This window comes from Streptomyces sp. NPDC031497, assembly GCF_055580905.1.
Window position 1 is genome coordinate 55,229 of sequence record NZ_JBVIKO010000042.1, and the last position, 22,918, is coordinate 78,146.

The window sequence follows — 22,918 nt, forward strand, 5'->3', positions numbered from 1 at the left end:
GGGCGGGTTCTGGGTTGCCGGGTGGGCGGTGCCGGCCGGCTTCCTGGTCACACCGTGCCCGGGAGTCGGCGTCGGCTGGGGCGGCCGGTATGGACTTCTTCCGGCACGGCGGCCTGGCGGGCCGCCTCCTCGCGGCGGGCGGCCCGGCGGGAGCGGACGGCCTCGCGGACCAGACGGGCGTCGTCGGCCCGCCGGCGCAGTTCGGCGGCGCGGATCTCGTGGAGTTCGAGCTCGAACATGGCGGTTCCCCTTGTGACAGACGGTGGTTGGGCTTCGCTTCTTGCGATGTCTCCACCTTCGTCTCCCAGAGGGGTCCGCCACATCGGGAGAGTTCCGCATCTTCGGACGGCCGCCGGCCCCCGGACGCGCGTAAGGGGCCTCAGGTCGTCCATAAGGTGCTTACGGACGTCCTAAGGCCCCTTCCGACCTGGGCTGTCTCAGCTGGTCGAGGGCAGTCCGAGCAGCGCGTCGGAGTACTTGAGGACGGCCAGCAGCAGGCCGATGACACCAAGCGCGACACCCGCCCAGGCGACAGACTTGATCCACGGCGCCTGCGGCCTGCCGGGGGCACCGAAGGCGGGCCGGGCGAGCACCACGACGCCGGTGATCAGCGCCACCAGCGCGAACGCGCCGGCCCACAGCGCGGTGGTCTGCCAGGCGTCGCCGTAGACCTCCTTGACCTGCGTGGCGACGCTCGCGGTCGACGAGGTCTGGAGCTGGCCGACGAGGGTCTCGCGGGCGGCGGCCACCGTACCGATCCAGCCACCCGTGAGGGAGACCAGGCCGAGCACCACGGAGACGACGGCGGCGGCGCCCAGGCCGACCCCTGACGGGCCCTCGGCCTCGTCCTCGGCCGGCTCTCCGGCAAAGTCGGCGTCGTCCTCCAGGTCCTCCGCGTCGAGGTCGGCGTCCGTGCCGCCGTCGGCCTCGGTCCCGGCGGCCGCCGCCTCCGGCTCGGCCCCGGCGTCGGCCTCGGGCTTGGACTCCGTCACATCGTCGGCGTCCTTGGTGACGCTCACCTTCTCCTCGTCGGTCGTGGCCTCGGTGCCCGTCTCGGCACCGGTCTCGTCAGCTGTCTTGGTTCCCATGTCCGGCACCGTACGGATCCTGTCTGAGAGGTCTCTTAATGATCGTTCTCTACGGCACGCGCGCGTGCTTCACGCCATTCCGGGGCGAGGATCGACCACACCTCCAGGTCGTGCCGTAGGCCACCATAGGGGTGCGCCTGGCGGCGTACGCCATCGCGGGTCATCCCCAGCCGCCGGGCCACGTTCAGGCTGGGCACGTTGCCCGAGGCGGCGACCCACTCGATCCGGTGGATGCCGCGCTGCTCGACCGCGAAGTCGATCAGTACCCGCATCGCGCGCGTGACGAGTCCGCGTCCGGTGCCGGCCGGCTCCAGCCAGCAGCCGACCTCGCAGTTCCCGTGCTCCGCGTCGAAGTTCAGGAAGAGCACCCCGCCGACGAGCGTGCCGTCGAGCCACAGGCCGTGCAGGGAGCCGGTGTCGGCGGCGCGCAGGTCGGCGTACCGCTGGAGCATGGCCCGCGCGGAGGGCACGTCCGTCTCCCTGGAGCCGAAGGCGATGAACCGTCCGATGAACTCCCGCCCGCGTTCCAGGTGGGCCAGGAACTCCTCGGCGTGCCAGGGCTCCAGCGGGCGCAGTTCGGCGCCGTCGTCACCCAGGGATATCGCGTACATCGTGCTTCTCCAGTTCCACCACGTCTTCGACCAGCCCTTCGAGCCTCTCATGCGCGGCGCGGCACTCGGGCGGCCCGATGCCGATCCGGGGCGGCCGGCGGTCCGGTGTGTGGGGCAGCCTCCGGTTGGCGCCGTCCAGGGTGCGCGGCACGAAGGCGTCGAGGGCGACGGCGGAGGCGGGCGCGCTGCCGGACATGGGGATCATCCGGTCGCCGCTGAGTACGAAGGCGAGGAGGACCGAGATCATGATCACGGCCGCCGAGTCGATCACCCGGCTGGTCTCGGCGAACCCGAGGCGTACGCCCGCCGCCCGCCGCGTACGCCCGCCGCCGGTCGCCGGCCACTCCTCAGTCGAACTGGTCTCCGAGAGCCATGACCATGACCCCCAGGATCATCAGCCACAGGGCTCTGCGGGTACGGCCCCGGGCCCCGAGTGCCCCCGCGGCCACACAGACGGCGGAGCCCACGGCATAGGCCGTCGGCACCAGCGCGGGCACGCCGCCGCCCAGTCTCATCAGGGAGGCGGTCAGGCCCATCAGGGTCAGCAGGGCCCCGGTCGCGGTGGCGGTCCAGCGGGCCCGACGGGCGTCCTCGTAGGGATCCTCTTCGTCCTCCGCGGCCTCCACCTCGGTTGTCTCCGGTGCGGTGTCGGATTCCGGGTGTCCGGTCATGGCGGGCGAGCGTAGTGCCCGCACCTGAGGAAACCAGCTGCGAACGATGTCGACAACTGCTAGCTTCCGCTGGTCAGCCTTGAGCGGCCCCTCGCCGACGACCGAAGCGGGTGCATTGTTTGAAGGTCCGAATGAGCTCCTACGCATCGCCTTCCACTACGAAGATCACAAGGAGCCCGTTCACCCATGTCCGACGCAAGGACCGGGGGCGACCGCCTCACTGACCGCATGACCCACCCCCGTTACCCGCTCAGCAACACCTACGACCCCCGCTGGGTGGTCGACAACCAGATGGGCCCGAACGCCCTGTGGCTGCTGGAATGGCTGGCCCCCGCCCTCGGTCTGGACGCCCTGCGCCCCTGCGCGCGCGTGCTCGACCTCGGCTGCGGCCGGGCCATGACATCGGTCTTCCTGGCCCGGGAGTTCCACGCCCAGGTCACCGCCGCCGACCTCTGGATCAAGGCCGACGACAACGCCCGGCGCATCGCTGAGGCGGGCTTCGCCGACCGGGTGCAGCCCGTGCACGCCGAGGCGCACGACCTGCCCTTCGCCGAGGGCGGCTTCGACGCGATCGTGAGCATCGACGCCTACCAGTACTTCGGCACCGCCGACCTCTACCTCCCGACCGTGGCCCGCCTGTTGCGGCCCGGCGGCCGGATCGGTGTGGTCGTACCGGCGCTGCGGGAGGAGCCCGCGGGGGTCGAACCGCCCGAGCACCTCAGGCCCTGGTGGGAGCCCGACTACTGGTGCTTCCACTCGGCCGACTGGTGGCGCCGGCACTGGACCCGCAGCGGCGCCGTCGAGGTCGAGGCCGCCGACTGGCAGCCGGACGGCTGGCGGGACTGGCTGCTGTGGTGCGAGGTGGTCGCCGAGGAGAGCCCTGAGGAGTTCCACCGCACGATGGCCCGCCAGGTCGCGGAGATGCTGCGCGCCGACGAGGGCCGCGCCCTGGGCTTCGTCCGCGTGGTCGCGCGCCGCAAGTAGCCGTACGGCCCCGGAGGCATCGCCTCCGGGGCCGTACCGCGTGCTGCTGCTCAGCCCTCGCTGACGCCGAGCCGCTCCAGGATCAGCTCCTTGACGCGGGCCGCGTCGGCCTGGCCGCGGGTCGCCTTCATGACCGCGCCGACCAGGGCGCCGGCCGCGGCCACCTTGCCGCCGCGGATCTTGTCGGCGATGCCCGGGTTGCCGGCGATGGCCTCGTCGACCGCCGTACCGAGCGCCGAGTCGTCGGAGACGACCTTCAGACCGCGCTTGTCGACGACCTCGTCCGGGGTGCCCTCGCCCGCGAGGACGCCCTCGATGACCTGGCGGGCCAGCTTGTCGTTCAGGTCGCCGGAGTTGACCAGCGCGGTGACCCGGGCGACCTGCTCCGGGGTGATCGCCAGCTCGTCCAGCGCCTTGCCGGACTCGTTGGCGCTGCGTGCCAGTTCGCCCATCCACCACTTGCGGGCGGAGGCCGCGTCGGATCCGGCGTCGATGGTGGCGACGATCAGGTCCAGCGCGGCGGCGTTGATGATCGCCTGCATCTCCACCGCGGAGATGCCCCACTCGGTGAGCAGCCGGTTGCGGCGGGCCAGCGGCATCTCCGGCAGCGCGGCGCGGATCTCCTCGACCCACTCGCGGGACGGGGCGACCGGGACGAGGTCCGGCTCCGGGAAGTACCGGTAGTCCTCGGCCTCCTCCTTCACGCGGCCCGAGGTCGTGGACCCGGTGTCCTCGTGGAAGTGCCGGGTCTCCTGGATGATCGTGCCGCCCGACGAGAGCACCGCCGCGTGCCGCATGATCTCGAAGCGGGCCGCGCGCTCCACGGACCGCAGCGAGTTGACGTTCTTCGTCTCGGAGCGGGTGCCGAACTTCTCGGTGCCGTTCGGGCGCAGCGACAGGTTCACGTCGCAGCGCATCTGGCCCATCTCCATGCGGGCCTCGGAGACACCGAGCGCCCGGATGACCTCGCGCAGCTCACGGACGTACGCCCGCGCGACCTCGGGAGCACGCTCGCCGGCGCCCTCGATCGGCTTGGTGACGATCTCGATGAGCGGGATGCCCGCGCGGTTGTAGTCGAGCAGCGAGTGCGAGGCGCCGTGGATGCGGCCGGTCGCGCCGCCCACGTGGGTGGACTTGCCGGTGTCCTCCTCCATGTGGGCGCGCTCGATCTGCACGCGGAAGGTCTCGCCGTCCTCCAGCTGGACGTCGAGGTAGCCGTTGAAGGCGATCGGCTCGTCGTACTGGGAGGTCTGGAAGTTCTTCGGCATGTCCGGATAGAAGTAGTTCTTCCGGGCGAAGCGGCACCACTCGGCGATCTCGCAGTTCAGCGCGAGACCGATCTTGATGGCCGACTCGATGCCGATCGCGTTGACGACCGGGAGCGCGCCGGGCATGCCGAGGCAGGTCGGGCAGGTCTGCGAGTTGGGCTCGGCGCCCAGCTCGGTCGAACAGCCGCAGAACATCTTGGTCTTGGTGCCGAGTTCGACATGGACCTCAAGGCCCATGACGGGGTCGTACGACGCCAGCGCGTCCTCGTACGACACCAGGTCGGTCGTGGTGGTCACGGTGAAACTTCCCTCTCAGCCCAGCAGGACGTCGTCGTCGCCCAGCCGCTTCAGCTCGCGGTAGAGGATGGCGAGGCCGGTGACGATCGCGACGGCGGACACGGTGGCATCGACCAGCCGGAGCGTGTCGTGCTCGGCGCGGGCCTTCTTGATCTGCTTGGCGACACCGACCGCGCCGAACACGGTGGTGGCCATCGACAGGTACGTACCGGACTTCGACTTCTTGAAGCCCTTGGCCTTGGACAGTGCGTTGCTCACAGCGACGGTGCCTCCTCAAGGAGCGGGTGACCCCACCTTTCCACGAAGGCGGCCTCGACAGCGGCTCCGACCTTGTAAAGGCGGTCGTCCTTCAGCGCCGGCGCGATGATCTGCAGGCCCACCGGGAGGTTGTCCTCCGGGGCGAGACCGCAGGGCAGCGACATGGCCGCGTTGCCCGCCAGGTTGGTCGGGATGGTGCACAGGTCGGCCAGGTACATCGCCATCGGGTCGTCGGCGCGCTCGCCGATCGCGAAGGCGGTGGTCGGGGTCGTGGGCGACACGATCACGTCGACCTGCTCGAAGGCCTTCTCGAAGTCACGCGTGATGAGCGTGCGGACCTTCTGCGCGGAGCCGTAGTACGCGTCGTAGTAACCGCTGCTCAGCGCGTAGGTACCGAGCATGATGCGGCGCTTGACCTCGGGGCCGAAGCCCGCCTCACGGGTGAGGGAGGTGACCTCCTCGGCGGAGTGCGTGCCGTCGTCGCCGGTCCGCAGGCCGTAGCGCAGGCCGTCGAAGCGGGCGAGGTTGGAGGAGCACTCGGAGGGCGCGATCAGGTAGTACGCGGAGAGCGCCAGGTCGAAGGACGGGCAGTCCAGCTCGACGATCTCGGCGCCCAGTCCCTTCAGCAGCTCGACGGACTCGTCGAAGCGCTGGATGACACCGGGCTGGTAGCCCTCGCCGCGGAACTGCTTGACGACACCGACGCGCATGCCCTCGACGCTGCCGTTGCGGGCGGCCTCGACGACCGGCGGGACGGGCGCGTCGATGGAGGTGGAGTCCATCGGGTCGTGCCCGGCGATGACCTCGTGGAGCAGGGCGGCGTCCAGGACCGTACGGGCGCACGGGCCGCCCTGGTCCAGCGAGCTGGAGAACGCGACCATGCCGTACCGCGAGACCGCCCCGTACGTCGGCTTCACGCCGACCGTGCCGGTCACGGAGGCCGGCTGGCGGATGGAGCCGCCGGTGTCGGTGCCGATGGCGAGCGGGGCCTGGAAGGAGGCGAGGGCGGCGGAGGAACCGCCGCCGGAGCCGCCGGGGATCTTGGTGAGGTCCCAGGGGTTGCCGGTCGGCCCGTACGCGCTGTTCTCGGTGGAGGACCCCATGGCGAACTCGTCCATGTTGGTCTTGCCGAGAATGACCACGTCGGCGGCCTTCAGCCGCTTGGTGAGGGTGGCGTCGTACGGCGGGATCCAGCCTTCGAGGATCTTCGAGCCGACGGTCGTCGGCACGCCCTCGGTGGTGAAGATGTCCTTGAGCGCGAGCGGGACGCCGGCGAGCGGCCCGAGCTTCTCGCCCCGGGCCTTCTTCTCGTCGACGGCACGCGCCTGGGCGAGGGCGCCCTCGCGGTCGACGTGCAGGAAGGCGTGCACCTTCTCGTCGACGGCCTCGATCCGGGCGAGGTGGGCCTCGGTGACCTCGACGGCCGTGAGCTCGCCGGAGGCGATCTTCGCGGCGGTCTCGGCGGCGGTGAGCCTGATGATGTCCGTCATGACTGTCTAGTCCTCCCCCAGGATCTGCGGCACCTTGAAACGCTGCTGCTCCTGGGCCGGGGCGCCGGAGAGCGCCTGGGCGGGGGTGAGCGAGGGACGGACCTCGTCCGCACGCATGACGTTCGTCAGCGGCAGCGGGTGGGAGGTCGGCGGTACGTCTTGGTCGGCGACCTCGCTGACGCGGGCGACCGCGCCGATGATGTCGTCGAGCTGTCCCGCGAAGTGGTCGAGTTCTTCGGGCTTCAGCTCCAGACGCGCCAGCCGGGCGAGGTGGGCGACCTCCTCGCGCGTGATGCCAGGCATGCAGCGTTCCTCTGGGGTGAGTGTGTGTGGTTTGGAGCCAATCCTATGGGGCGGGGCCCGGTGACCGTGAAACGGTTTCCCCGGACCCCGAAACCCCGCCGGCTCACCGGCTCAGTGACGCTGCTCCCAGGCCACGCTCTTCAGGTAGTGGTTGTCGTACAGCTCCTGTACCTCCAGGAGGCTCTCCAGGGTGGCCTCGCCCAGGCGCAGGCGCTGGAGGTGGCGGAAGTACTCGAAGCGCTCCACGCCCGGTGTGATGACGATCAGGATGTCCGCGGTGCTGCCGGGGACGGCGGCGAAGGCGTGCGGCGCGCCGGGCGGGATGACGACCAGGTCGCCGCGTTCGGCGGTGACGACGTCGTCGCCGGAGAGCAGGTCGGCGGCGCCGTCGAGCAGGTAGAACATCTCGGCGGAGTTGCGGTGCAGGTGCGGTACGGCACCGTCGGCGCCCTCGCCGAGGGTGACGCGCACGGTGGAGAGCGCGCCGCCGGTGGCACTGCTGTCGGCGAGCAGCCGGACCCGGGTCGGGTCACCGCCGACCACCTCGGCGTCGGCCTCCCGCACGATCACGGACTCATCGAACTTCGGTACGAACAACGACATTCCAGAACCCCCTGTTGATTGACCTGCCGTTCGCGCGAGCCGTTCACACGAGGAACAGCAGCGCCGCGCTGATCAGCACAACGATCGCGGTGGCGAAGTGAATCCCGTACGCGACCGCCTTCGTCCCGCCGTGGCGCAGCACTATCAGCGTGTCGAACAGCGGCACGAGTGCCACGCAGAGCATGAACCAGGCCTCGGCGCGGGCGCCGGCGAAGGCGAGCAGGGCGAGACCGATGACACCGTAGGCGCCGTCCCTGAGGCCCTTGATCGCGAGGTAGGCGGAGGCGTCGCCGTTCGGGTCGGCGGGGACGCCGTAGCCGACGGCGGATGCCTTGGGCTGGAGCAGGAACCGGGCACCGATGAAGAGGATGAACAGGTCGAGTACGACGGCGAGCGTGTAGGCGGTGATGGTCATGACGGCCCCCTGGGTGTTTTTCTATCAGCGCTAGGACTGAAATCGAAGCTAGCAGAGCGTTGGCAGATTGGCTAGCGTCGCTAGAATCTCTGGCATGTCGATTCGGACGCGCCGGGAGCGCGAGCGGGCAGAGCGGGAGCAGCTGATCGTCACGGCCGCGCGGGAACTCGCGGAGGCGGCGGGCTGGGACGCGGTGACGACCCGGCGCCTGGCCGCCGAGATCGAGTACAGCCAGCCGGTCCTCTACAGCCACTTCAAGGGCAAGGGCGCGATCATGGCGGCGGTGGCCGTCCAGGGCTTCGCCGACCTGGCGACGGACCTCCGGGCGGCGCGCGAGGGGACCGAGGGCAGGCGGGCGGCGCTGACGGCGGTGGCCGAGGGCTACATGTCGTTCGCCCGCCGACGCCCGGCCCTGTACGACGCGATGTTCACGCGCCGGGTGGACCTCCCGTTCGCGCCCCCGAAGGCCCCGGCAGCACTCCGGGACGCCTTCGGGGAGCTGTTCCAGGTGGTCGAGCCGATCGCCATGGCCGACGACGACGCGGGCATCCTGACGGAGACGTTCTGGGCAGGCCTGCACGGCTTGGTGACCCTGATGCGCGGCGGCCGCCTGCCGGAACACGCACACGAGGCGAGGCTGGCGCTCCTGGTGGGCCACTTCATGACGCCGTGAGTTCAGCGCCCCCGAAGGGGCGCTGGGGGCACCCCCGGCCGAAGGCTGGGGGAGGAACTGCGCGACCAGCCACCACACACCCGCGGCCCCGGCACCACCGCCCCCGTCGGCGGATGGCTACTCGGCCGCCGGCAACGCGGCCCGCGGCCGCTGCCACCCCCGCGACCCCCGCGCCAGCAGCCACGCCGTCGTCTCCTCCGGCGGCATCGCCGCGGCGACCAGCCACCCCTGCACGGCGTCGCACCCGAGGTCCCGCAACCGCTCCCACGTCTCGTCGTCCTCCACGCCCTCCGCGACGACCAGCAGCCCCAGCGAATGCGCGAGGTCGACCGTGCAGCGCACGATCTCCGCGTCCTCGTTGTCCACGGCCAGCCGGGCCACGAAGGACCGGTCGATCTTCAGCTCGCTCACCGGCAGCCGCCGCAGATGCACCAGCGACGAATAGCCCGTGCCGAAGTCGTCCAGCGACATCTTCACGCCGTGCCCGGTCAGACCCGCGAGGGTGTCGGCGGCCCGTTGCGGGTCCTCGAGCAGCACATGCTCGGTTATCTCCAGCTGGAGCGCCCCCGCCGGGACCCCGTGCCGGGCCAGCCGCGCCGCCACCGAGCCCGCGAATCCCGGGGTGTGCACGTCGCGCGGCGAGACGTTCACCGCGACCGGCACCCGCAGCCCCTGTGCGCGCCACCGGGCGACCTGGGCGAGCGCGGTCTCCAGGACGTACTCCGTCAGATGGGGCATCAGGCCGGACGACTCGGCGATCGCTATGAACTCGTCCGGCGGTACCTTGCCGCGCTCGGGGTGCACCCACCGCACCAGCGCCTCGAGACCGGCCACCTGCCCGTCGAAGCGCACCTTCGGCTGGTAGTGCAACTGCACCTCGTGCGCGTCCAGGGCGCGGCGCAGATCGCCCAGCAGCCCCAGCCGGTCGGGGGTGTTGGAGTCCCGCTTGGACTCGTACACCTCGACGCCCGTACGGTCCCGCTTCGCCTGGTACATCGCCACGTCCGCCCGGCGCAGCAGCCCCTCCGCGTCCAGCGCGTGGTCGGGGAAAACGGCCACGCCCGCGCTGGCCTCCAGGACGAGGGTGAGGCCGTCGAGGTCGAGCGGGGAGGAGAGGGCCGTGACCAGGCCGCGGGCGATGCGGGTCGCGGACGTGGTGGAGTCGGCGACCGGCAGTAACACCGCGAACTCGTCACCGCCGAGCCGGGCCGCCTCCGCACCGCGCGGCAGCGCGGCCCGCAGCCGGTCGGCTATCTGCAACAGCAGCCGGTCACCGGCGAGATGACCGAGCGTGTCATTGACCGAGCGGAATCGGTCGAGGTCGATCAGCATGAGGGCGGCGCGGGCGCCGATGCGTTCGGCGTCGTCGAGGGCGGTCCAGATCCGCTCAAGGAGCCACTGCCGGTTGGGCAGTCCGGTCAGCGGGTCGCGCAGCTGCTCCTCCGCGCGGGCCCGGGCTATCCACAAGGTGGAGTCGAGGGCGACCAGCGGGATGGAGAACAGCGGGAGCAGCAGCGGCTGGGCGACGGCGACCACGCAGATCAGCGGGGCGATGCCGAGCAGCGCGACGGCGACCAGGCCCTGCCGCATCAGGGCGGTACGGGCGACGGTGGGCACTCCGCCGCCGCGCGGTGCGTGCAGGTACCAGAGCAGGGCGCGGGTGACCGCGAGGTAGGCCACCGCGACGAGGACGACCTCGGGGGCGGTGGCGACGCTCCAACTGCCGGGGTTCCAGGGTGACTCGACGGTCGGTACCCGGCCGAAGAGGCCGAGCACCAGGGCGCCGGCGCCGATGCCGAGGATGTCCACCGCGCCGTGCAGGACGCCCTGCCGCCAGCGGTGGCGCCTGGCTATGCCGACCAGGACGACGACGGTGAGGCTGACCATCCCGGCTGGTACCCAGCCGTACAGCAGGAGTACGGCGAGGGTGAGGGCGGCGCCGGAGCCGGTGCCGCCCCACCAGCGGGCGCGGCCGAGCAGCACCAGGTGGCCGACGATGATGCCGGTCAGCACGGCCAGCGACCAGCCGACCGTGCCGGACGGGAAGAGGGCGTGGTTGTCGGTGAAGGCACGGTAGAAGCCGGCGCCGAGGGCGAACGCGGCTGCCGCGACGACTCCGGCGGGCAGCGCGGGCCAGGACAGGTGCCGTTCGTGCTCGTGGCCGGGCAGGTCGGGCGGCGGCTCGACGGCGGCCAGCGGCAGCGGGTCACGCGCGTCCAGTGCGAGGCTCATCCCCGGTATGCCGACGCGCCGGTCGCCCCGTACCGTCCGCCGAGCCCCCCGCCACGCGCTCGCCCGGCGGCGCAGCGGCAGCCGCGCTTCCGGGGCGGCGCTCTCGGTCGGTTCCATTCCCGTCCCTCTCACAGCCGGCGGTGCCCACGCCATGCGGTCCGTGCCCTGCGGGAGCACGGGAATGCCCCAACCGCATTTGGGCACGGCAGGTGCACATCTCAACAGTAGGCCGCAGAAGGCTTTCACGGGCAGCGGTCGTCGACGGTTGCCCGATTGCGCACCGGCCACCCGTATGCATCTGGTATGCGCCGAACGGGTGGCCTTCAACCGCTACTCGTCGGTCGGAAGGGCGACTTCGGCCGCCGCGTCCGGTCCCTGCTCCAAAAGGACGACAAATCCGTCCTCGTTCAGAACCGGAACCTTGGCCTGCATCGCCTTGTCGTACTTCGATCCGGGGTTGTCACCCACGACCACGAACGACGTCTTCTTCGATACCGAGCCGGTCACCTTGGCTCCGCGGCTCTGCAGGGCGTCCTTGGCGCCGTCCCGGGTGAAGTGCTCCAGGGTTCCGGTCACGACGACGGTGAGGCCTTCCAGCGGACGCGGCCCCTCGTCCTCGCCGGTGGACTCGTCCTCCAGCGGGACTCCAGCCGTCTTCCACTTTCGGATGATCTCGCGGTGCCACTCCTCGGCGAACCACTCCTTGAGCGCCGTCGCGATGATGCCGCCGACGCCGTCGATGTTCGACAGCTCCTCCTCGGTGGCCTGCTCGATGCGGTCGATGGAGCGGAACTCACGGGCCAGTGCCTGCGCGGCGACCGGGCCGACGTGCCGGATGGACAGGCCGTTGAGGAAGCGGGCGAGCGGACGGGTCTTCGCCTCCTCGATCTTCTGGAGCAGGGCGAGGGTGTTCTTCTTGGGTTCGCCCTTCTGGTTGGCGAAGACCGTGACGACCTTCTCCTCGCCCGTCTTGGGGTCGCGCTTGGGCAGCCCGCTGTCCGGGTCCAGGACGTACGCCTTGATGGGCAGCAGCTTCTCGATGGTGAGGTCGAACAGATCGCCCTCGTCGACCAGCGCCGGTTCGGCGGGCTCCAGCGGCCGGGTGAGCGCCGCCGCCGCGACCCCGCCGAAGTGCTCGATGTCCAGGCACTCGCGACCCGCGAGGTAGGAGACCCGCTCACGCAACTGGGCGGGACAGGTGCGGGCGTTGGGGCACCGCAGATCGATGTCGCCCTCCTTCATGGCCCGCAGCGGTGTCCCGCACTCGGGGCACTCGGCCGGCATCACGAACTCCCGCTCGCTGCCGTCCCGCAGGTCGACGACCGGGCCGAGGATCTCCGGGATCACGTCACCGGCCTTGCGCAGCACCACCGTGTCGCCGATCAGCACGCCCTTGGCCTTGACGACCTCCTGGTTGTGCAGGGTCGCGAACTCCACCTCGCTGCCGGCCACCGTGACCGGCTCGACCTGGGCGTACGGCGTGACCCGCCCGGTGCGGCCGACGCCCACCTTGATGTCGATGAGCTTGGTGTTGACCTCTTCCGGCGCGTACTTGTAGGCGATCGCCCAGCGCGGCGCCCGCGCGGTGGAGCCGAGCCGGCCCTGGAGGCGGATCTCGTCGAGCTTGACGACGACCCCGTCGATCTCGTGCTCCACGGAGTGCCGGTTCTCGCCGTAGTAGGCGATGAACTCCCGTACGCCGTCGAGGTCGTCGACCACCCGGTTGTGCGGGGAGGTGGGCAGACCCCAGGTCTTGAGCAGGTCGTAGGCCTGGGAGAGCCGGGTCATGCCCTCGAAGCCCGCCAGGGCGCCGATGCCGTGGACGACCATGTGCAGCGGGCGGGAGGCGGTGACCCGCGGGTCCTTCTGGCGCAGCGAACCGGCCGCCGCGTTGCGCGGGTTGGCGAACGGTTTGTCGCCGGCCGCGACCAGCCGCTCGTTGAGCTCGGCGAACTTCTCCATCGGGAAGTAGACCTCGCCGCGGATCTCGACCAGATCCGGCACCGTGTCGCCGTGCAGCCGGTCCGGGATCTCGGCGATCGTACGGACGTTGGGGGTGATGTCCTCGCCGGTGCGGCCGTCGCCGCGGGTCGCCGCGCGGGTGAGCCGGCCGTGCTCGTAGGTGAGGTTGACGGCGAGACCGTCGACCTTGAGCTCGCACAGGAAGTGGTACTCCTGGGCGCCCAGTTCCTTGTGGATCCGCTCGGCCCAGGCGGCGAGGTCCTCGTCGTTGAACGTGTTGTCCAGCGACAGCATCCGCTCGCGGTGCTCGACCGCCGTGAACTCCGTCTCGTACGCACCCGCGACCTTCTGCGTCGGCGAGTCCGGGGTGCGCAGCTCGGGGTACTGGTCCTCCAACGCCTCCAGGGACTTCAGGAGCTGGTCGAACTCCGCGTCGCTGATGACCGGAGCGTCCTTCACGTAGTACCGGAAGCGGTGCTCCTCGATCTGCTCGGCGGTCCGCGCGTGCTGTTCCCGTGCCTCTGCGGGCACCGCCGTCTCCGCCTGCTGCTTGTCGCCGGCCACCGTGTTCCTCCCGTTACTCTGGGTTGTCCGCGAGTGATCTCGCCGCCCGGACGCAGTGGGCGAGCGCCTGCCGGGCATAGGCGGGGGAAGCACCCGCCAGCCCGCACGACGGGGTGACCGTCACGGCCTCCGCGAGAAGCCCTGGTTGCAGCCCCAGCCTGCGCCACAGCGTCCTGACACCCATGACGCTACCGGCAGGGTCTGACAATGCCGTGTCCGTGCCCGGCACGACACCGACGAACAGCTGGGTACCGCCCTCCACGGCCTCGCCGATCGTGTCCTCGTCACGTTCGGTGAGGAGCGAGAAGTCGAAGGAGACGGCGGCGGCCCCGGCCCGGCGCAGCAGCGCGAAGGGCACGTCGGGGGCGCAGGAGTGGACGGCCACCGGGCCGCCGGCGTGGACGCCGATGACGTTCCGCAGCGTCGACTCGACGACCTGGCGGTCCACGGCCCGGTGGGTGCGGTAGCCGCTGGCGGTCCGCACCTGACCGCGCAGTACGGCGGTGAGGGACGGCTCGTCGAGTTGCAGGACGAGCCGGGCGCCGGGGATCCGGCGCCCGACCTCGGCGAGGTGCAGGCGCAGGCCTTCGCCGAGGGAGGCGGCCAGGTCGCGGCAGGCGCCGGGGTCGGAGAGAACGGCCTCGCCGTTCCGCATCTCCAGAGCGGCGGCGAGGGTCCAGGGGCCGACCGCCTGCACCTTGAGCGGCCCCTCGTAGTCCTGGGTGAACTCCTCCAGCGCGTCCAGGTCCTGCCCCAGCCAGGAGACGGCCCGCCGGGTGTCCCGGCCCGGCCGGTCGCCGAGCCGCCAGCCGCTGGGCTCCACGCGCGCGTAGAGCTCGACGAGCAGGCCGGCGGTACGGCCGATCATGTCGGCGCCGGGACCGCGGGCGGGCAGCTCGGGGAGGAAGGGGAAGTCCTCGAAGCTGCCGGTCGCGGCCTTGGCGGCCTCTCGGGCGTCGGTACCGGGGAGAGACCCGATGGCTGTCGCGGGGCCGAAGAGGGAGTTTGCGTTCACGTGAGGAGCTTAGGTGGGGTTGGCTGACGGGGTCTCGTTGTCGGGTGCGGGTGCGTGGGGGCCGGTCGCAGTTCCCCGCGCCCCTGAAGGACGCTCAGGCGAATGACGCCGGATCAGACACCCGGGCGGACCGTCAGGTCGTTGATCTCCGCGTCCCGCGGGAGGTCCAGGGCCGTCAGGATCGTGGTCGCCACCGACTCCGGGTCGATCCACTTCGCCGGGTCGTACTCCTTGCCCTCCTGCTGGTGGACCTTGGCCTGCATCGGGCTCGCCGTGCGGCCGGGGTAGACCGAGGTGACCCGGACGCCGTTGCCGTGTTCCTCGTGGCGGAGGGAGTCGGCGAGGGCCTTCAGGCCGTGCTTGGAGGCCGCGTACGCCGACCAGCCCGCGTTGGCGTTGAGGCCGGCGCCCGAGTTGACGAACAGCACGTGGCCGCGGGCGGCGCGCAGTTGGGGCAGGAAGTGGCGGGTCAGCTCGGCCGGTGCGACCAGGTTGACGTTCAGCTGGTGGCGCCAGGACTTCGGGGTCAGCTCGCCGATCTCGCCGAGGTCGACCACGCCCGCGATGTGCAGCAGCGAGTCGACCCGGTCCGGCAGCGTCTGGTGCGAAAAGGCCCAGGAGAGCTTGTCCGGGTCCGCCAGGTCGCCCACCAGGGTGCGGGCGCCGGGGAGCCCGGCGGCCAGTTCCTTCGCGCGGCCCGCGTCGCGCGCGTGCAGGACGAGGTCGTCCCCGCGCGCGTGCAGGCGGCGGGCGACGGCGGCGCCGATGCCGGAACCGGCACCGGTGATCACATGAGTTGCCATGAGGGCCATGCTCGCATCAGTCGGCGTTCCGGGCCGCCTCCAGGTGGGCGAGTGCCTCGGCCGGCTCCTCGGCGAAGAACATCAGCTCCGCCAGGGGGCGGGGCAGGAACCCCTCGGCCTCCATGCGGCGGAACTGTTCCTCCAGGCCGTCGTAGAAACCGGCGGTGTTCAGCAGGACGACCGGCTTGTGCGTGCGGCCGTGCTTCTTCAGCTCCAGGATCTCGGTGGCCTCGTCCAGGGTGCCGGTGCCGCCGACCATGATCACCACGGCGTCGGCCTTCTCCAGGAGGAGCCGCTTGCGCTCCGCCAGGTCGGACGCGATCACCATCTCGTCGGCGCCGGGGCGGACCTTGTTCGCGAGGAACTCGACGGAGACGCCCAGCAGCCTGCCGCCGGCTTCCTGGACACCGTCGGCGACCACTTTCATCAGGCCGACGTTGGAGCCGCCCCAGACCAGGGTGTGGCCGCCCTTGCCGATGAGTTTCGCGAAGTCTCGGGCGGGGCGGGTGTAGCGGTCGTCGAGATCTGCCGCGGAGAGGAAGACACAGATTCGCATGGGGTCAGGGTAGGACCCGTGGTGTGGCGGCTGCGGGTGCGTGGGGGCTGGTCGCGCAGTTCCTCCCCCAGCCTTCGGCCGGGGGTGCCCCCAGCGCCCCTGAAGGGGCGCTGAAGCAGGCGTCGGGAACAAGTGGGCGTCCGTCAGCGTCAACCTCGTATGGCCTCTGGACACACGATCACCATCGAGCAGTCCCAGCAGCACGTCCGCGTCACGCACGGGGACCTCGTCCTCGCCGAGAGCGACCGGCCCCTCGTCCTGCGGGAGACCGGGTCGCCCATGCGCTACTACATCCCCGCCGAGGACGTCCGCCTCGACCTCCTCACGCCCTCCGAGACGCACACCGTCTGCCCCTTCAAGGGCACCGCCTCCTACTGGTCCCTGCCGGACGCGCCGGACCTGGTGTGGGCCTACCCCGACCCCAAGTCCGACGTCGCCCGGATCAAGGACCACCTCTGCTTCTACGACGTCGAGGTCACGGGCTGACGCCTGCCGTGTCCGCCGTCCGGACGGTCGACGCGATGGTCGCGGAGCCGACGACCCGGGTGTCGTCGTACAGGACGATCGCCTGGCCGGGGGCGACGCCCCGGACCGGCTCGGTGAACGTGACACGCAGCTCGCCGTCGACCGGTTCGGCGCTGACCTCGGTCTCGCCGCCGTGCGCGCGGAGCTGGGCGGTGTAGCGGGCCGGGCCGGTGGGGGCGGTGCCGCACCAGCGGGGCCTGATCGCCGTCAGTGCGCTGACGTCCAGGGCGGCGGCCGGGCCGACCGTGACCGTGTTGTCGACCGGCGAGATGTCGAGCACGTAGCGCGGCTTGCCGTCGGCCGCCGGGGTGCCGATCCGCAGCCCCTTGCGCTGGCCGATGGTGAAGCCGAACGCGCCCTCGTGGGTGCCGACCTTGGCGCCGGACTCGTCGACGATGTCGCCCTCGGCCCTGCCGAGCCGCCGGGCCAGGAAGCCCTGGGTGTCGCCGTCGGCGATGAAGCAGATGTCGTGCGAGTCGGGCTTCTTCGCCACCGCGAGGCCCCGGCGCTCGGCCTCGGCGCGGATCTCGTCCTTGGTCGTCAGGGTGTCGCCGAGCGGGAAGAGCGCGTGGGCGAGCTGCCGCTCGTCCAGGACGCCGAGGACGTAGGACTGGTCCTTCGCCATGTCGGAGGCGCGGTGCAGCTCGCGGGAGCCGTCGGGGAGCGTCACGATCTTCGCGTAGTGGCCGGTGCAGACCGCGTCGAAGCCCAGCGCGAGCGCCTTGTCCAGCAGGGCCGCGAACTTGATCTTCTCGTTGCAGCGCAGGCACGGGTTGGGGGTGCGCCCCGCCTCGTACTCGGCGACGAAGTCCTCCACGACGTCCTCGCGGAAGCGGTCGGCGAGGTCCCAGACGTAGAACGGGATGCCGATGACGTCGGCGGCACGGCGGGCGTCGCGGGAGTCCTCGATGGTGCAACAGCCCCGCGCGCCGGTACGGAAGGATTGGGGGTTCGCGGAGAGCGCGAGATGGACGCCGGTGACGTCGTGGCCCGCCTCTGCCGCACGGGCGGCGGCGACGGCGGAGTCCACGCCGCCCGACATGGCGGCGAGGACGCGGAGGGGGCGGGTGCGCTGCGGGGTGTCAGTCATAGCCCCTCCAGGGTAAGGGGACGCGGGAACCAGGGCCCGCGAGTATCCGTTGGGGATCACATGGGGGCGACGAGTGGTGATCGGGACCGGCGGATCGGGCGGCGGGCGCTGCTGGTCGGCGGGGCGGCGGCGGCCGCGGGCACGGTGGCGCTGACCAGGGACGAACTGACACGGCTGTACTGGCGGCTGCCCGGGGTGCGCAAGGCGCGGGTGGCGGGCGCGGTGGACTTCAGGAGTGCGCGCTGGGTGGCCGCGTCGCCCGCGAACTACCGGACGGCGGACCGGCCGGACGACTATCCGATCGACCGGGTGGTCATCCATGTCACCCAGGGCGGCTACGCGAGCGCGGTGAAGGTCTTCCAGGACCCGGCGCACGAGGCGGCGGCGCACTACATCGTGCGCAAGGACGGGCGGATCACCCAGCTGGTCCGCGAGCTGGACGTGGCGTTCCACGCGGGCAACCGGTCGTACAACGAGCGCAGTGTCGGCATCGAGCACGAGGGTTTCGTGGACCGCCCGGAGGACTTCACCGACGCGATGTACGCGGCGTCGGCGCGGCTGACGGCCGCGATATGCCGGCGGTACGACATGCCCATGGACCGGGAGCATGTGATCGGTCATGTGGAGGTGCCGGGGACGGACCACACCGACCCGGGCAAGCACTGGGACTGGGATCGCTACATGGGTCTTGTGCGGCGGGTCGGACAGGCCTGACCCCAGGTTCCGCATGTGACTGAATCGTTATCCTGTGCTCGCTCTGCGTGCCGCCTGTGTCCGTTGCGTCCCCCACCCCGGGCACTAGCTGCACCTGGTCAACTCCGTCTCCTTTCACGGGAGTTAAGCATCACCAGCATCCACGGCCGCCTCACAGTCCCCCCGCTCTCTTCCTAACTTCACCTCAGATTTCACACAGTCCTCAGGTCAAACATCCCCGCCATGACCCACACCTCAGAGCCCTCCTTCGAGACGGGCGGCAGCGAAGAGCAGGACACCCGCGGCAGGCGCCGGCGCGCCAAGGGCGCGGAGCACTCCAAGGCCGAGCGCGTCACCGGGGCCGAGCACTCCAAGGACGCGACGGCCAAGCGCGGCAAGGGCGTTCACCGGCGGAAGTTCCTCGGCGGCATGGCCGGCGTCGGCCTGGGCGCCGTCGCCGCGGGCGGCGCGACCTTCGCCCTGCTGACCGACGCGAACGGCAACAAGGCGGGCGCCGCGACCAACACCGCCACCCTGTCCATCCCGGACCTGCTGGAGGGCACCACCTCCGACAGCACCACCACCTACACGATCGAGGCGCAGACCGGCAGCGCCGAGGTGATCAGCGGTGTGACCAGCACCACCGCGGGCTACAACCAGTCCTTCCTCGGCCCGACCATGAAGTGGACCAAGGGCAACACGGTCCTCCTCAACATCACCAACAGCCTGGGCGAGGACACCACGGTCCACTTCCACGGCGCGCACGTCCCGGCCAAGATGGACGGCGGTCCCCAGGTCGCCTTCTCCGACGGGGAGACCTGGTCGCCGACGTTCGAGGTCCTCGACGAGCCCATGACGCTCTGGTACCACCCGCACGCCCTGGGCACCACGGCCAAGCAGGCGGTGCACGGCCTGGCCGGCATGATCATCGTCGACGACAGCGACAACACCACCAGCGCCGCACTGCCCACCACCTACGGCACCGACGACATCCCGCTGATCTTCCAGTGCCTGGCCGTGGACGCCGACGGCGACATCAAGTACGACCTCACCGGCTACCTCGGCGGCGACCTGACCTACCCGCTGCTGGTGAACGGCACCAACGTCGACGACACCACGCTCACCTTCTCCGCGACCAAGACCCGGACCCGGTTCCGGCTGCTCAACGCGTCGCCGTCGGACATCATCACCATCCAGCGCAGTGACGGCGGCACGATGTCGCAGATCGCCACCGACCAGGGCTATCTGTCCGCGGCGGCGGACGTGACCGAGATCCGGCTGGTGGCCGGCGCCCGCGCCGAGATGGTCATGGACCTGTCGGACGACGTCACCCTCCAGGCGGTCGTCACCACCGGCTGGGTGCGCGGCGGCAGCGGCACGTACGACTTCCTGACGGTCGCCGCCGGCGGCACCGACACCCCGGACGACCTGCCCACCTCGCTGCGGACCATCGACCGGTACGACACCAGCGACTTCACCGCGCGGACCATCACCCTCGGCCAGTCCGGCACGACCATGACCATCAACGGCTCGGCCGGCACGAGCATGAGCTCGATGGCCATGATCAGTACGACGCTGGGGTCCAAGGAGATCTGGACGATCAAGAACGGCACGCAGCTGGAGCACTCGTTCCATCTGCACGACGTGCCGTACCAGCTGATCTCCATCAACGGCGAGGACCCGACCGGCGTCGAGCTCGGCTGGTACGACACCTACGAGGTGGTCGGCGGCGGCTCCATCGAGATCGCCATGGAGTTCACCGACTTCACCGACGACACGTACATGTACATGCTCCACTGCCATCTCCTGCAGCACGAGGACGAGGGGATGATGGCGTCCCTCATGGTCACCGAGAGCTAGCCTGAACCTGGTTCTCGGGAAGGCTGCCGCCGGCGGTGGAAGCGCCGGCGGCAGCCTTTTGCCGTGTTCCGCCCGCAGGGGGCGGGGACCGCCGCGCTCACACCCGACGCACGAAACACCGGCCCGGTGACCACGACCGAGTCGGTCACCGGGCCGCTGGTGGTGTCGACTCGCCTTCTTGGAAGCGACTTGGGCCCGATTCCGCGTGTCGCGGAGCACCGTCGGGGTGGCCGGGATCAGCTCAGTCCGGCGGCCCGGGCCCGCTCCACCACCGGGCCGATCACCTTCGCGACCGCCTCCACGTCGGCCTGGGTGGAGGTGTGGCCGAGCGAGAAACGGAGGGTGCCGCGGGCCAGGTCCGGGTCGGTCCCGGTGGCCAGCAGGACGTGACTGGGCTGGGCCACCCCGGCCGTGCACGCGGAGCCCGTCGAGCACTCGATGCCCTGGGCGTCGAGCAGCAGGAGCAGCGAGTCGCCCTCGCAGCCGGGGAAGGTGAAGTGCGCGTTGGCCGGGAGGCGGTCCACCGGGTCGCCGCCGAGGATCGCGTCCGGTACGGCCGTACGCACGGCGTCGATCAACTGGTCGCGCAGGGCGCCGATCTCGCGGGCGAACCACGCGCGGCGCCCGACGGCGAGGTTCGCCGCGACCGCGAAGGAGGCGATCGCCGGGACGTCGAGGGTGCCGGAGCGGACGTGCCGCTCCTGGCCGCCGCCGTGCAGGACCGGTACGGGGGTGTACTCACGGCCGAGGAGCAGGGCTCCGATGCCGTAGGGGCCGCCGACCTTGTGGCCGGAGACGGTCATCGCGGCGAGGCCGGAGGCGGCGAAGTCCACCGGGGTCTGGCCGACGGCCTGGACCGCGTCGGCATGCAGGGGGATGCCGAACTCGCTTGCCACGTCGGCGAGTTCGCGGACCGGCAGGATCGTGCCGATCTCGTTGTTGGCCCACATGACGGTGGCGAGGGCCACGTCGTCGGGGTTGCGGGCGATCGCCTCGCGCAACGTGTCGGGGTGGACCCGGCCGTAGGAATCGACGGGGAGGTACTCCACCGTCGCGCCCTCGTGTTCGCCGAGCCAGTCGACCGCGTCGAGGACCGCGTGGTGTTCGACGGGGCTGGACAGGACGCGGGTACGGGCGGGGTCGGCGTCACGGCGGGCCCAGTACAGGCCCTTGACCGCGAGGTTGTCGGCCTCGGTGCCGCCGGAGGTGAAGACGACCTCGCTGGGGCGGGCGCCGAGTGCTTCCGCGAGGGTCTCCCTGGATTCCTCGACCGTGCGGCGGGCCTTGCGGCCGGAGGCGTGCAGGGAGGACGCGTTGCCGGTGACGCCGAGGGTGGCGGTGAGGGTTTCTACCGCCTCAGGGAGCATCGGGGTCGTGGCGGCGTGGTCGAGGTAGGCCATGGTGGGTCGATTCTACGGGGGGCGGGGTGAGGGTCGCCCAGCGCCGTAGGGGTCGAGGCCATGGGCGGGTGCGGGCCGCCGGTGGCCGGTCGCGCCCACGCGGCGGAGCCGCACATGGACACAGCCCCGCGCCCCTTGGGGGCGCACTGTCCCGAGCCCTGCTCACAGGCTCCAGGACACCGTGTTCGAGATCTCCATCGCGATCGCGAGGACGGCCAGGTCCGCGACGCCCAGGGCCAGGCCCAGGTAGGCGCGGCCCTTGCGGCTCGTACCGCGCCACAGGGACACCAGGGCCAGGACGATCGCGATCGGGCCCAGGAACAGGTTCAGGACGAGGAGGCCGAGGAGGCCGAGGATGAAGGACGCCACGGCCATGCCGTCGGCGTCGCGGGTGCCGGCTTCGGGGCGGGTGGTGGCCGGGGCGGTGAGGTGCAGCATGGCTCAGCTCCTGGAAGTCGTGGTGGACGGTCAGTTGGCCGAGGTGCGGCGCCGGCGGGCGATGCGCTCGCGGAGCGCGAAGACGGCCAGCCAGACGGCGATCACGGCGGCGAGTCCTACGGTGACGTCGAGCGGCGTGTGGGCCACGGTGCCCAGCACCACGCCGAGCAGCATGAGTGCGGCGACGAGGAACAGCATGGGATTCGATCCCCCCTCCGTTAAGTTTGGGTGAACGGTTGTAGTAACAGTTGTTCACTGACTTTTAGTCTAGCAACTCCCACGGCTTTCCAATTCCGGAGAACAGTTGTTAACTGGATGACATGAGTCACACCCTCGGCATCCGACAGGCCCAGAAGCAGAAGACCCGCCAGGCCTTCCTGGACGCGGCGCTGGGGCTGTTGGAGGAGCAGAGCCTGAGCAGCCTGGGACTACGCGAGGTCACCCGGGCCGTCGGTGTCGCCCCGACCGCCTTCTACCGGCACTTCCGCTCCACCGCCGACCTCGGCGTCGCCCTCGTCGACGAGGCGCTCGGCAGCCTGCACCCCATGGTCCGCACGACCGTCTCCACGCCCGGCCCGGAGCGCATCACCCGTGCCGTACGGCTGATCGCCGACCATGTGGCCGCGCACCCGGCGCACGTGCGGTTCATCGCCCGGGAGCGGCACGGCGGGGTGCAGCCGGTGCGCGAGGCCATCCGGGACCAACTGGCCCGGTTCGCCGAGGAGGTCAAGACCGAGCTGGCCAAGGACCCCGAGGCCGCCGGGTGGAACGACGACGACCTGCTGATGCTCGCCCACCTCTACGTGGACCAGATGCTCATCACCGCGTCCCTGTTCCTGGAGACCCTGGAGTCGCCGGAGCCCTCGGAGGCGGAGCGGCAGCGCGTCACCCAGGTCGCCGCCCGCCAGATGCGGCTGATCAGCCTCGGCCGGCAGCACTGGCTGGACTAGGGCCTGTCTGACAATTCCCGTCGTCGCCCGGAGGGCGGCCACGCGAAGGGGCGGTGTGTCCGGTCGCCGGACGCCCCCCCCCCCTCTTTCCCCACCCCGTTTTCACTCTTCTTTTCCCCCCTGGTTGGAGACCCCCTTGGCTCCCCCCCCCCCCCCCCCGGGCCCCCCC

25 protein-coding genes and 1 pseudogene are annotated in these 22,918 nt (G+C 71.1%); 6 read left to right on the top strand and 20 right to left on the bottom strand.

Annotated elements, in window-relative coordinates:
• Positions 1-47: 47 nt before the first annotated feature.
• The 5 genes and pseudogenes from ACZ5K7_RS45830 to ACZ5K7_RS45850 form a co-directional block, all read right to left on the bottom strand.
• Positions 48-239 carry a hypothetical protein gene (locus tag ACZ5K7_RS45830; protein ID WP_351711008.1) on the bottom strand — a complete coding sequence of 64 codons (192 nt, stop codon included), beginning with the start codon at positions 237-239 and terminating at the stop codon, positions 48-50.
• A 198-nt stretch (positions 240-437) separates the two neighbouring features.
• Positions 438-1,088, bottom strand: a complete 651-nt coding sequence (locus ACZ5K7_RS45835) for a hypothetical protein (RefSeq protein ID WP_351711006.1) — start codon at positions 1,086-1,088, stop codon at positions 438-440.
• 35 nt (positions 1,089-1,123) lie between these two features.
• Positions 1,124-1,699 carry a GNAT family N-acetyltransferase gene (locus ACZ5K7_RS45840; RefSeq protein ID WP_468924084.1) on the bottom strand — a complete coding sequence of 192 codons (576 nt, stop codon included), beginning with the start codon at positions 1,697-1,699 and terminating at the stop codon, positions 1,124-1,126.
• Positions 1,677-2,048 (bottom strand): annotated as a pseudogene (locus ACZ5K7_RS45845) (MMPL family transporter); the annotation flags it as partial. The pseudogene ACZ5K7_RS45845 and the gene ACZ5K7_RS45840, both read right to left, overlap by 23 nt.
• Positions 2,047-2,370, bottom strand: coding sequence for a hypothetical protein (locus ACZ5K7_RS45850; RefSeq protein ID WP_468924087.1), 324 nt, complete (start codon positions 2,368-2,370; stop codon positions 2,047-2,049). The pseudogene ACZ5K7_RS45845 and the gene ACZ5K7_RS45850, both read right to left, overlap by 2 nt.
• Before the next feature lie 186 nt (positions 2,371-2,556).
• Between ACZ5K7_RS45850 and ACZ5K7_RS45855 the strand changes: the two genes are divergently transcribed.
• Positions 2,557-3,354: an SAM-dependent methyltransferase gene (locus ACZ5K7_RS45855; RefSeq protein WP_468924090.1), complete on the top strand. Its 798-nt coding sequence runs from the start codon at positions 2,557-2,559 to the stop codon at positions 3,352-3,354.
• 50 nt (positions 3,355-3,404) lie between these two features.
• On the opposite strand, the gene gatB is transcribed toward ACZ5K7_RS45855, so the two are convergent.
• The 6 genes from gatB to ACZ5K7_RS45885 form a co-directional block, all read right to left on the bottom strand.
• On the bottom strand, positions 3,405-4,919 hold the full coding sequence (gatB, locus tag ACZ5K7_RS45860; protein ID WP_351710998.1) for an Asp-tRNA(Asn)/Glu-tRNA(Gln) amidotransferase subunit GatB: 1,515 nt from the start codon (positions 4,917-4,919) through the stop codon (positions 3,405-3,407).
• Positions 4,920-4,934: 15 nt separating this feature from the next.
• Positions 4,935-5,177, bottom strand: coding sequence for a hypothetical protein (locus tag ACZ5K7_RS45865; RefSeq protein WP_351710996.1), 243 nt, complete (start codon positions 5,175-5,177; stop codon positions 4,935-4,937).
• On the bottom strand, positions 5,174-6,667 hold the full coding sequence (gene gatA, locus ACZ5K7_RS45870; RefSeq protein WP_351710994.1) for an Asp-tRNA(Asn)/Glu-tRNA(Gln) amidotransferase subunit GatA: 1,494 nt from the start codon (positions 6,665-6,667) through the stop codon (positions 5,174-5,176). The genes ACZ5K7_RS45865 and gatA overlap by 4 nt, the downstream gene beginning before the upstream one ends.
• A gap of 6 nt (positions 6,668-6,673) precedes the next feature.
• Entirely contained in the window at positions 6,674-6,970 is a 297-nt protein-coding gene (gene gatC / locus ACZ5K7_RS45875) for an Asp-tRNA(Asn)/Glu-tRNA(Gln) amidotransferase subunit GatC (RefSeq protein WP_018544665.1), read from the bottom strand.
• A 111-nt stretch (positions 6,971-7,081) separates the two neighbouring features.
• A complete protein-coding gene (locus tag ACZ5K7_RS45880) occupies positions 7,082-7,573 on the bottom strand; it encodes a cupin domain-containing protein (protein WP_468924095.1) in 492 nt (163 codons plus the stop codon).
• A 43-nt stretch (positions 7,574-7,616) separates the two neighbouring features.
• Positions 7,617-7,988 carry a DUF4267 domain-containing protein gene (locus tag ACZ5K7_RS45885; protein WP_468924098.1) on the bottom strand — a complete coding sequence of 124 codons (372 nt, stop codon included), beginning with the start codon at positions 7,986-7,988 and terminating at the stop codon, positions 7,617-7,619.
• A 94-nt stretch (positions 7,989-8,082) separates the two neighbouring features.
• On the opposite strand from ACZ5K7_RS45885, the gene ACZ5K7_RS45890 reads away from it, so the two are divergent.
• Positions 8,083-8,661 (top strand): TetR/AcrR family transcriptional regulator, encoded by a 579-nt coding sequence (locus tag ACZ5K7_RS45890; RefSeq protein ID WP_468924102.1) that lies wholly within the window; start codon positions 8,083-8,085, stop codon positions 8,659-8,661.
• 117 nt (positions 8,662-8,778) lie between these two features.
• Here ACZ5K7_RS45890 and ACZ5K7_RS45895 read toward each other — a convergent pair whose 3' ends face one another.
• From ACZ5K7_RS45895 to ACZ5K7_RS45915, 5 genes are all read right to left on the bottom strand, one after another.
• On the bottom strand, positions 8,779-11,010 hold the full coding sequence (locus ACZ5K7_RS45895) for a putative bifunctional diguanylate cyclase/phosphodiesterase (RefSeq protein WP_468924105.1): 2,232 nt from the start codon (positions 11,008-11,010) through the stop codon (positions 8,779-8,781).
• Between the two features lie 213 nt (positions 11,011-11,223).
• Positions 11,224-13,419 carry an NAD-dependent DNA ligase LigA gene (gene ligA / locus ACZ5K7_RS45900; RefSeq protein ID WP_468924108.1) on the bottom strand — a complete coding sequence of 732 codons (2,196 nt, stop codon included), beginning with the start codon at positions 13,417-13,419 and terminating at the stop codon, positions 11,224-11,226.
• Between the two features lie 13 nt (positions 13,420-13,432).
• Positions 13,433-14,434 (bottom strand): methionine synthase, encoded by a 1,002-nt coding sequence (locus ACZ5K7_RS45905; RefSeq protein WP_351710982.1) that lies wholly within the window; start codon positions 14,432-14,434, stop codon positions 13,433-13,435.
• A gap of 113 nt (positions 14,435-14,547) precedes the next feature.
• Complete coding sequence (locus tag ACZ5K7_RS45910; RefSeq protein ID WP_468924111.1) at positions 14,548-15,237, bottom strand: SDR family oxidoreductase; 690 nt, start codon at positions 15,235-15,237, stop codon at positions 14,548-14,550.
• 16 nt (positions 15,238-15,253) lie between these two features.
• Positions 15,254-15,793, bottom strand: coding sequence for an LOG family protein (locus tag ACZ5K7_RS45915; RefSeq protein ID WP_351710978.1), 540 nt, complete (start codon positions 15,791-15,793; stop codon positions 15,254-15,256).
• A gap of 159 nt (positions 15,794-15,952) precedes the next feature.
• Between ACZ5K7_RS45915 and ACZ5K7_RS45920 the strand changes: the two genes are divergently transcribed.
• Complete coding sequence (locus ACZ5K7_RS45920; protein WP_351710976.1) at positions 15,953-16,279, top strand: DUF427 domain-containing protein; 327 nt, start codon at positions 15,953-15,955, stop codon at positions 16,277-16,279.
• On the opposite strand, the gene mnmA is transcribed toward ACZ5K7_RS45920, so the two are convergent.
• Positions 16,269-17,408 carry a tRNA 2-thiouridine(34) synthase MnmA gene (gene mnmA / locus ACZ5K7_RS45925; RefSeq protein WP_351710974.1) on the bottom strand — a complete coding sequence of 380 codons (1,140 nt, stop codon included), beginning with the start codon at positions 17,406-17,408 and terminating at the stop codon, positions 16,269-16,271. The two genes, ACZ5K7_RS45920 and mnmA, sit on opposite strands and share 11 nt — an antisense overlap.
• Positions 17,409-17,468: 60 nt before the next feature.
• On the opposite strand from mnmA, the gene ACZ5K7_RS45930 reads away from it, so the two are divergent.
• Positions 17,469-18,122 carry an N-acetylmuramoyl-L-alanine amidase gene (locus tag ACZ5K7_RS45930; RefSeq protein ID WP_468924115.1) on the top strand — a complete coding sequence of 218 codons (654 nt, stop codon included), beginning with the start codon at positions 17,469-17,471 and terminating at the stop codon, positions 18,120-18,122.
• 222 nt (positions 18,123-18,344) lie between these two features.
• Positions 18,345-19,961, top strand: a complete 1,617-nt coding sequence (locus ACZ5K7_RS45935; protein ID WP_468924118.1) for a multicopper oxidase family protein — start codon at positions 18,345-18,347, stop codon at positions 19,959-19,961.
• A 236-nt stretch (positions 19,962-20,197) separates the two neighbouring features.
• On the opposite strand, the gene ACZ5K7_RS45940 is transcribed toward ACZ5K7_RS45935, so the two are convergent.
• The 3 genes from ACZ5K7_RS45940 to ACZ5K7_RS45950 all read right to left on the bottom strand — a co-directional run bounded on the left by ACZ5K7_RS45940 (position 20,198) and on the right by ACZ5K7_RS45950 (position 21,997).
• The gene (locus tag ACZ5K7_RS45940; protein WP_468924121.1) at positions 20,198-21,361 is read right to left on the bottom strand and encodes a cysteine desulfurase family protein; all 1,164 of its coding nucleotides are present in this window, start codon (positions 21,359-21,361) and stop codon (positions 20,198-20,200) included.
• Positions 21,362-21,523: 162 nt separating this feature from the next.
• Complete coding sequence (locus tag ACZ5K7_RS45945; protein ID WP_351711095.1) at positions 21,524-21,796, bottom strand: DUF4190 domain-containing protein; 273 nt, start codon at positions 21,794-21,796, stop codon at positions 21,524-21,526.
• A 33-nt stretch (positions 21,797-21,829) separates the two neighbouring features.
• The gene (locus ACZ5K7_RS45950; protein WP_351710967.1) at positions 21,830-21,997 is read right to left on the bottom strand and encodes a hypothetical protein; all 168 of its coding nucleotides are present in this window, start codon (positions 21,995-21,997) and stop codon (positions 21,830-21,832) included.
• Positions 21,998-22,119: 122 nt separating this feature from the next.
• Between ACZ5K7_RS45950 and ACZ5K7_RS45955 the strand changes: the two genes are divergently transcribed.
• Complete coding sequence (locus ACZ5K7_RS45955) at positions 22,120-22,749, top strand: TetR family transcriptional regulator (protein ID WP_351710965.1); 630 nt, start codon at positions 22,120-22,122, stop codon at positions 22,747-22,749.
• Positions 22,750-22,918: the final 169 nt, after the last annotated feature.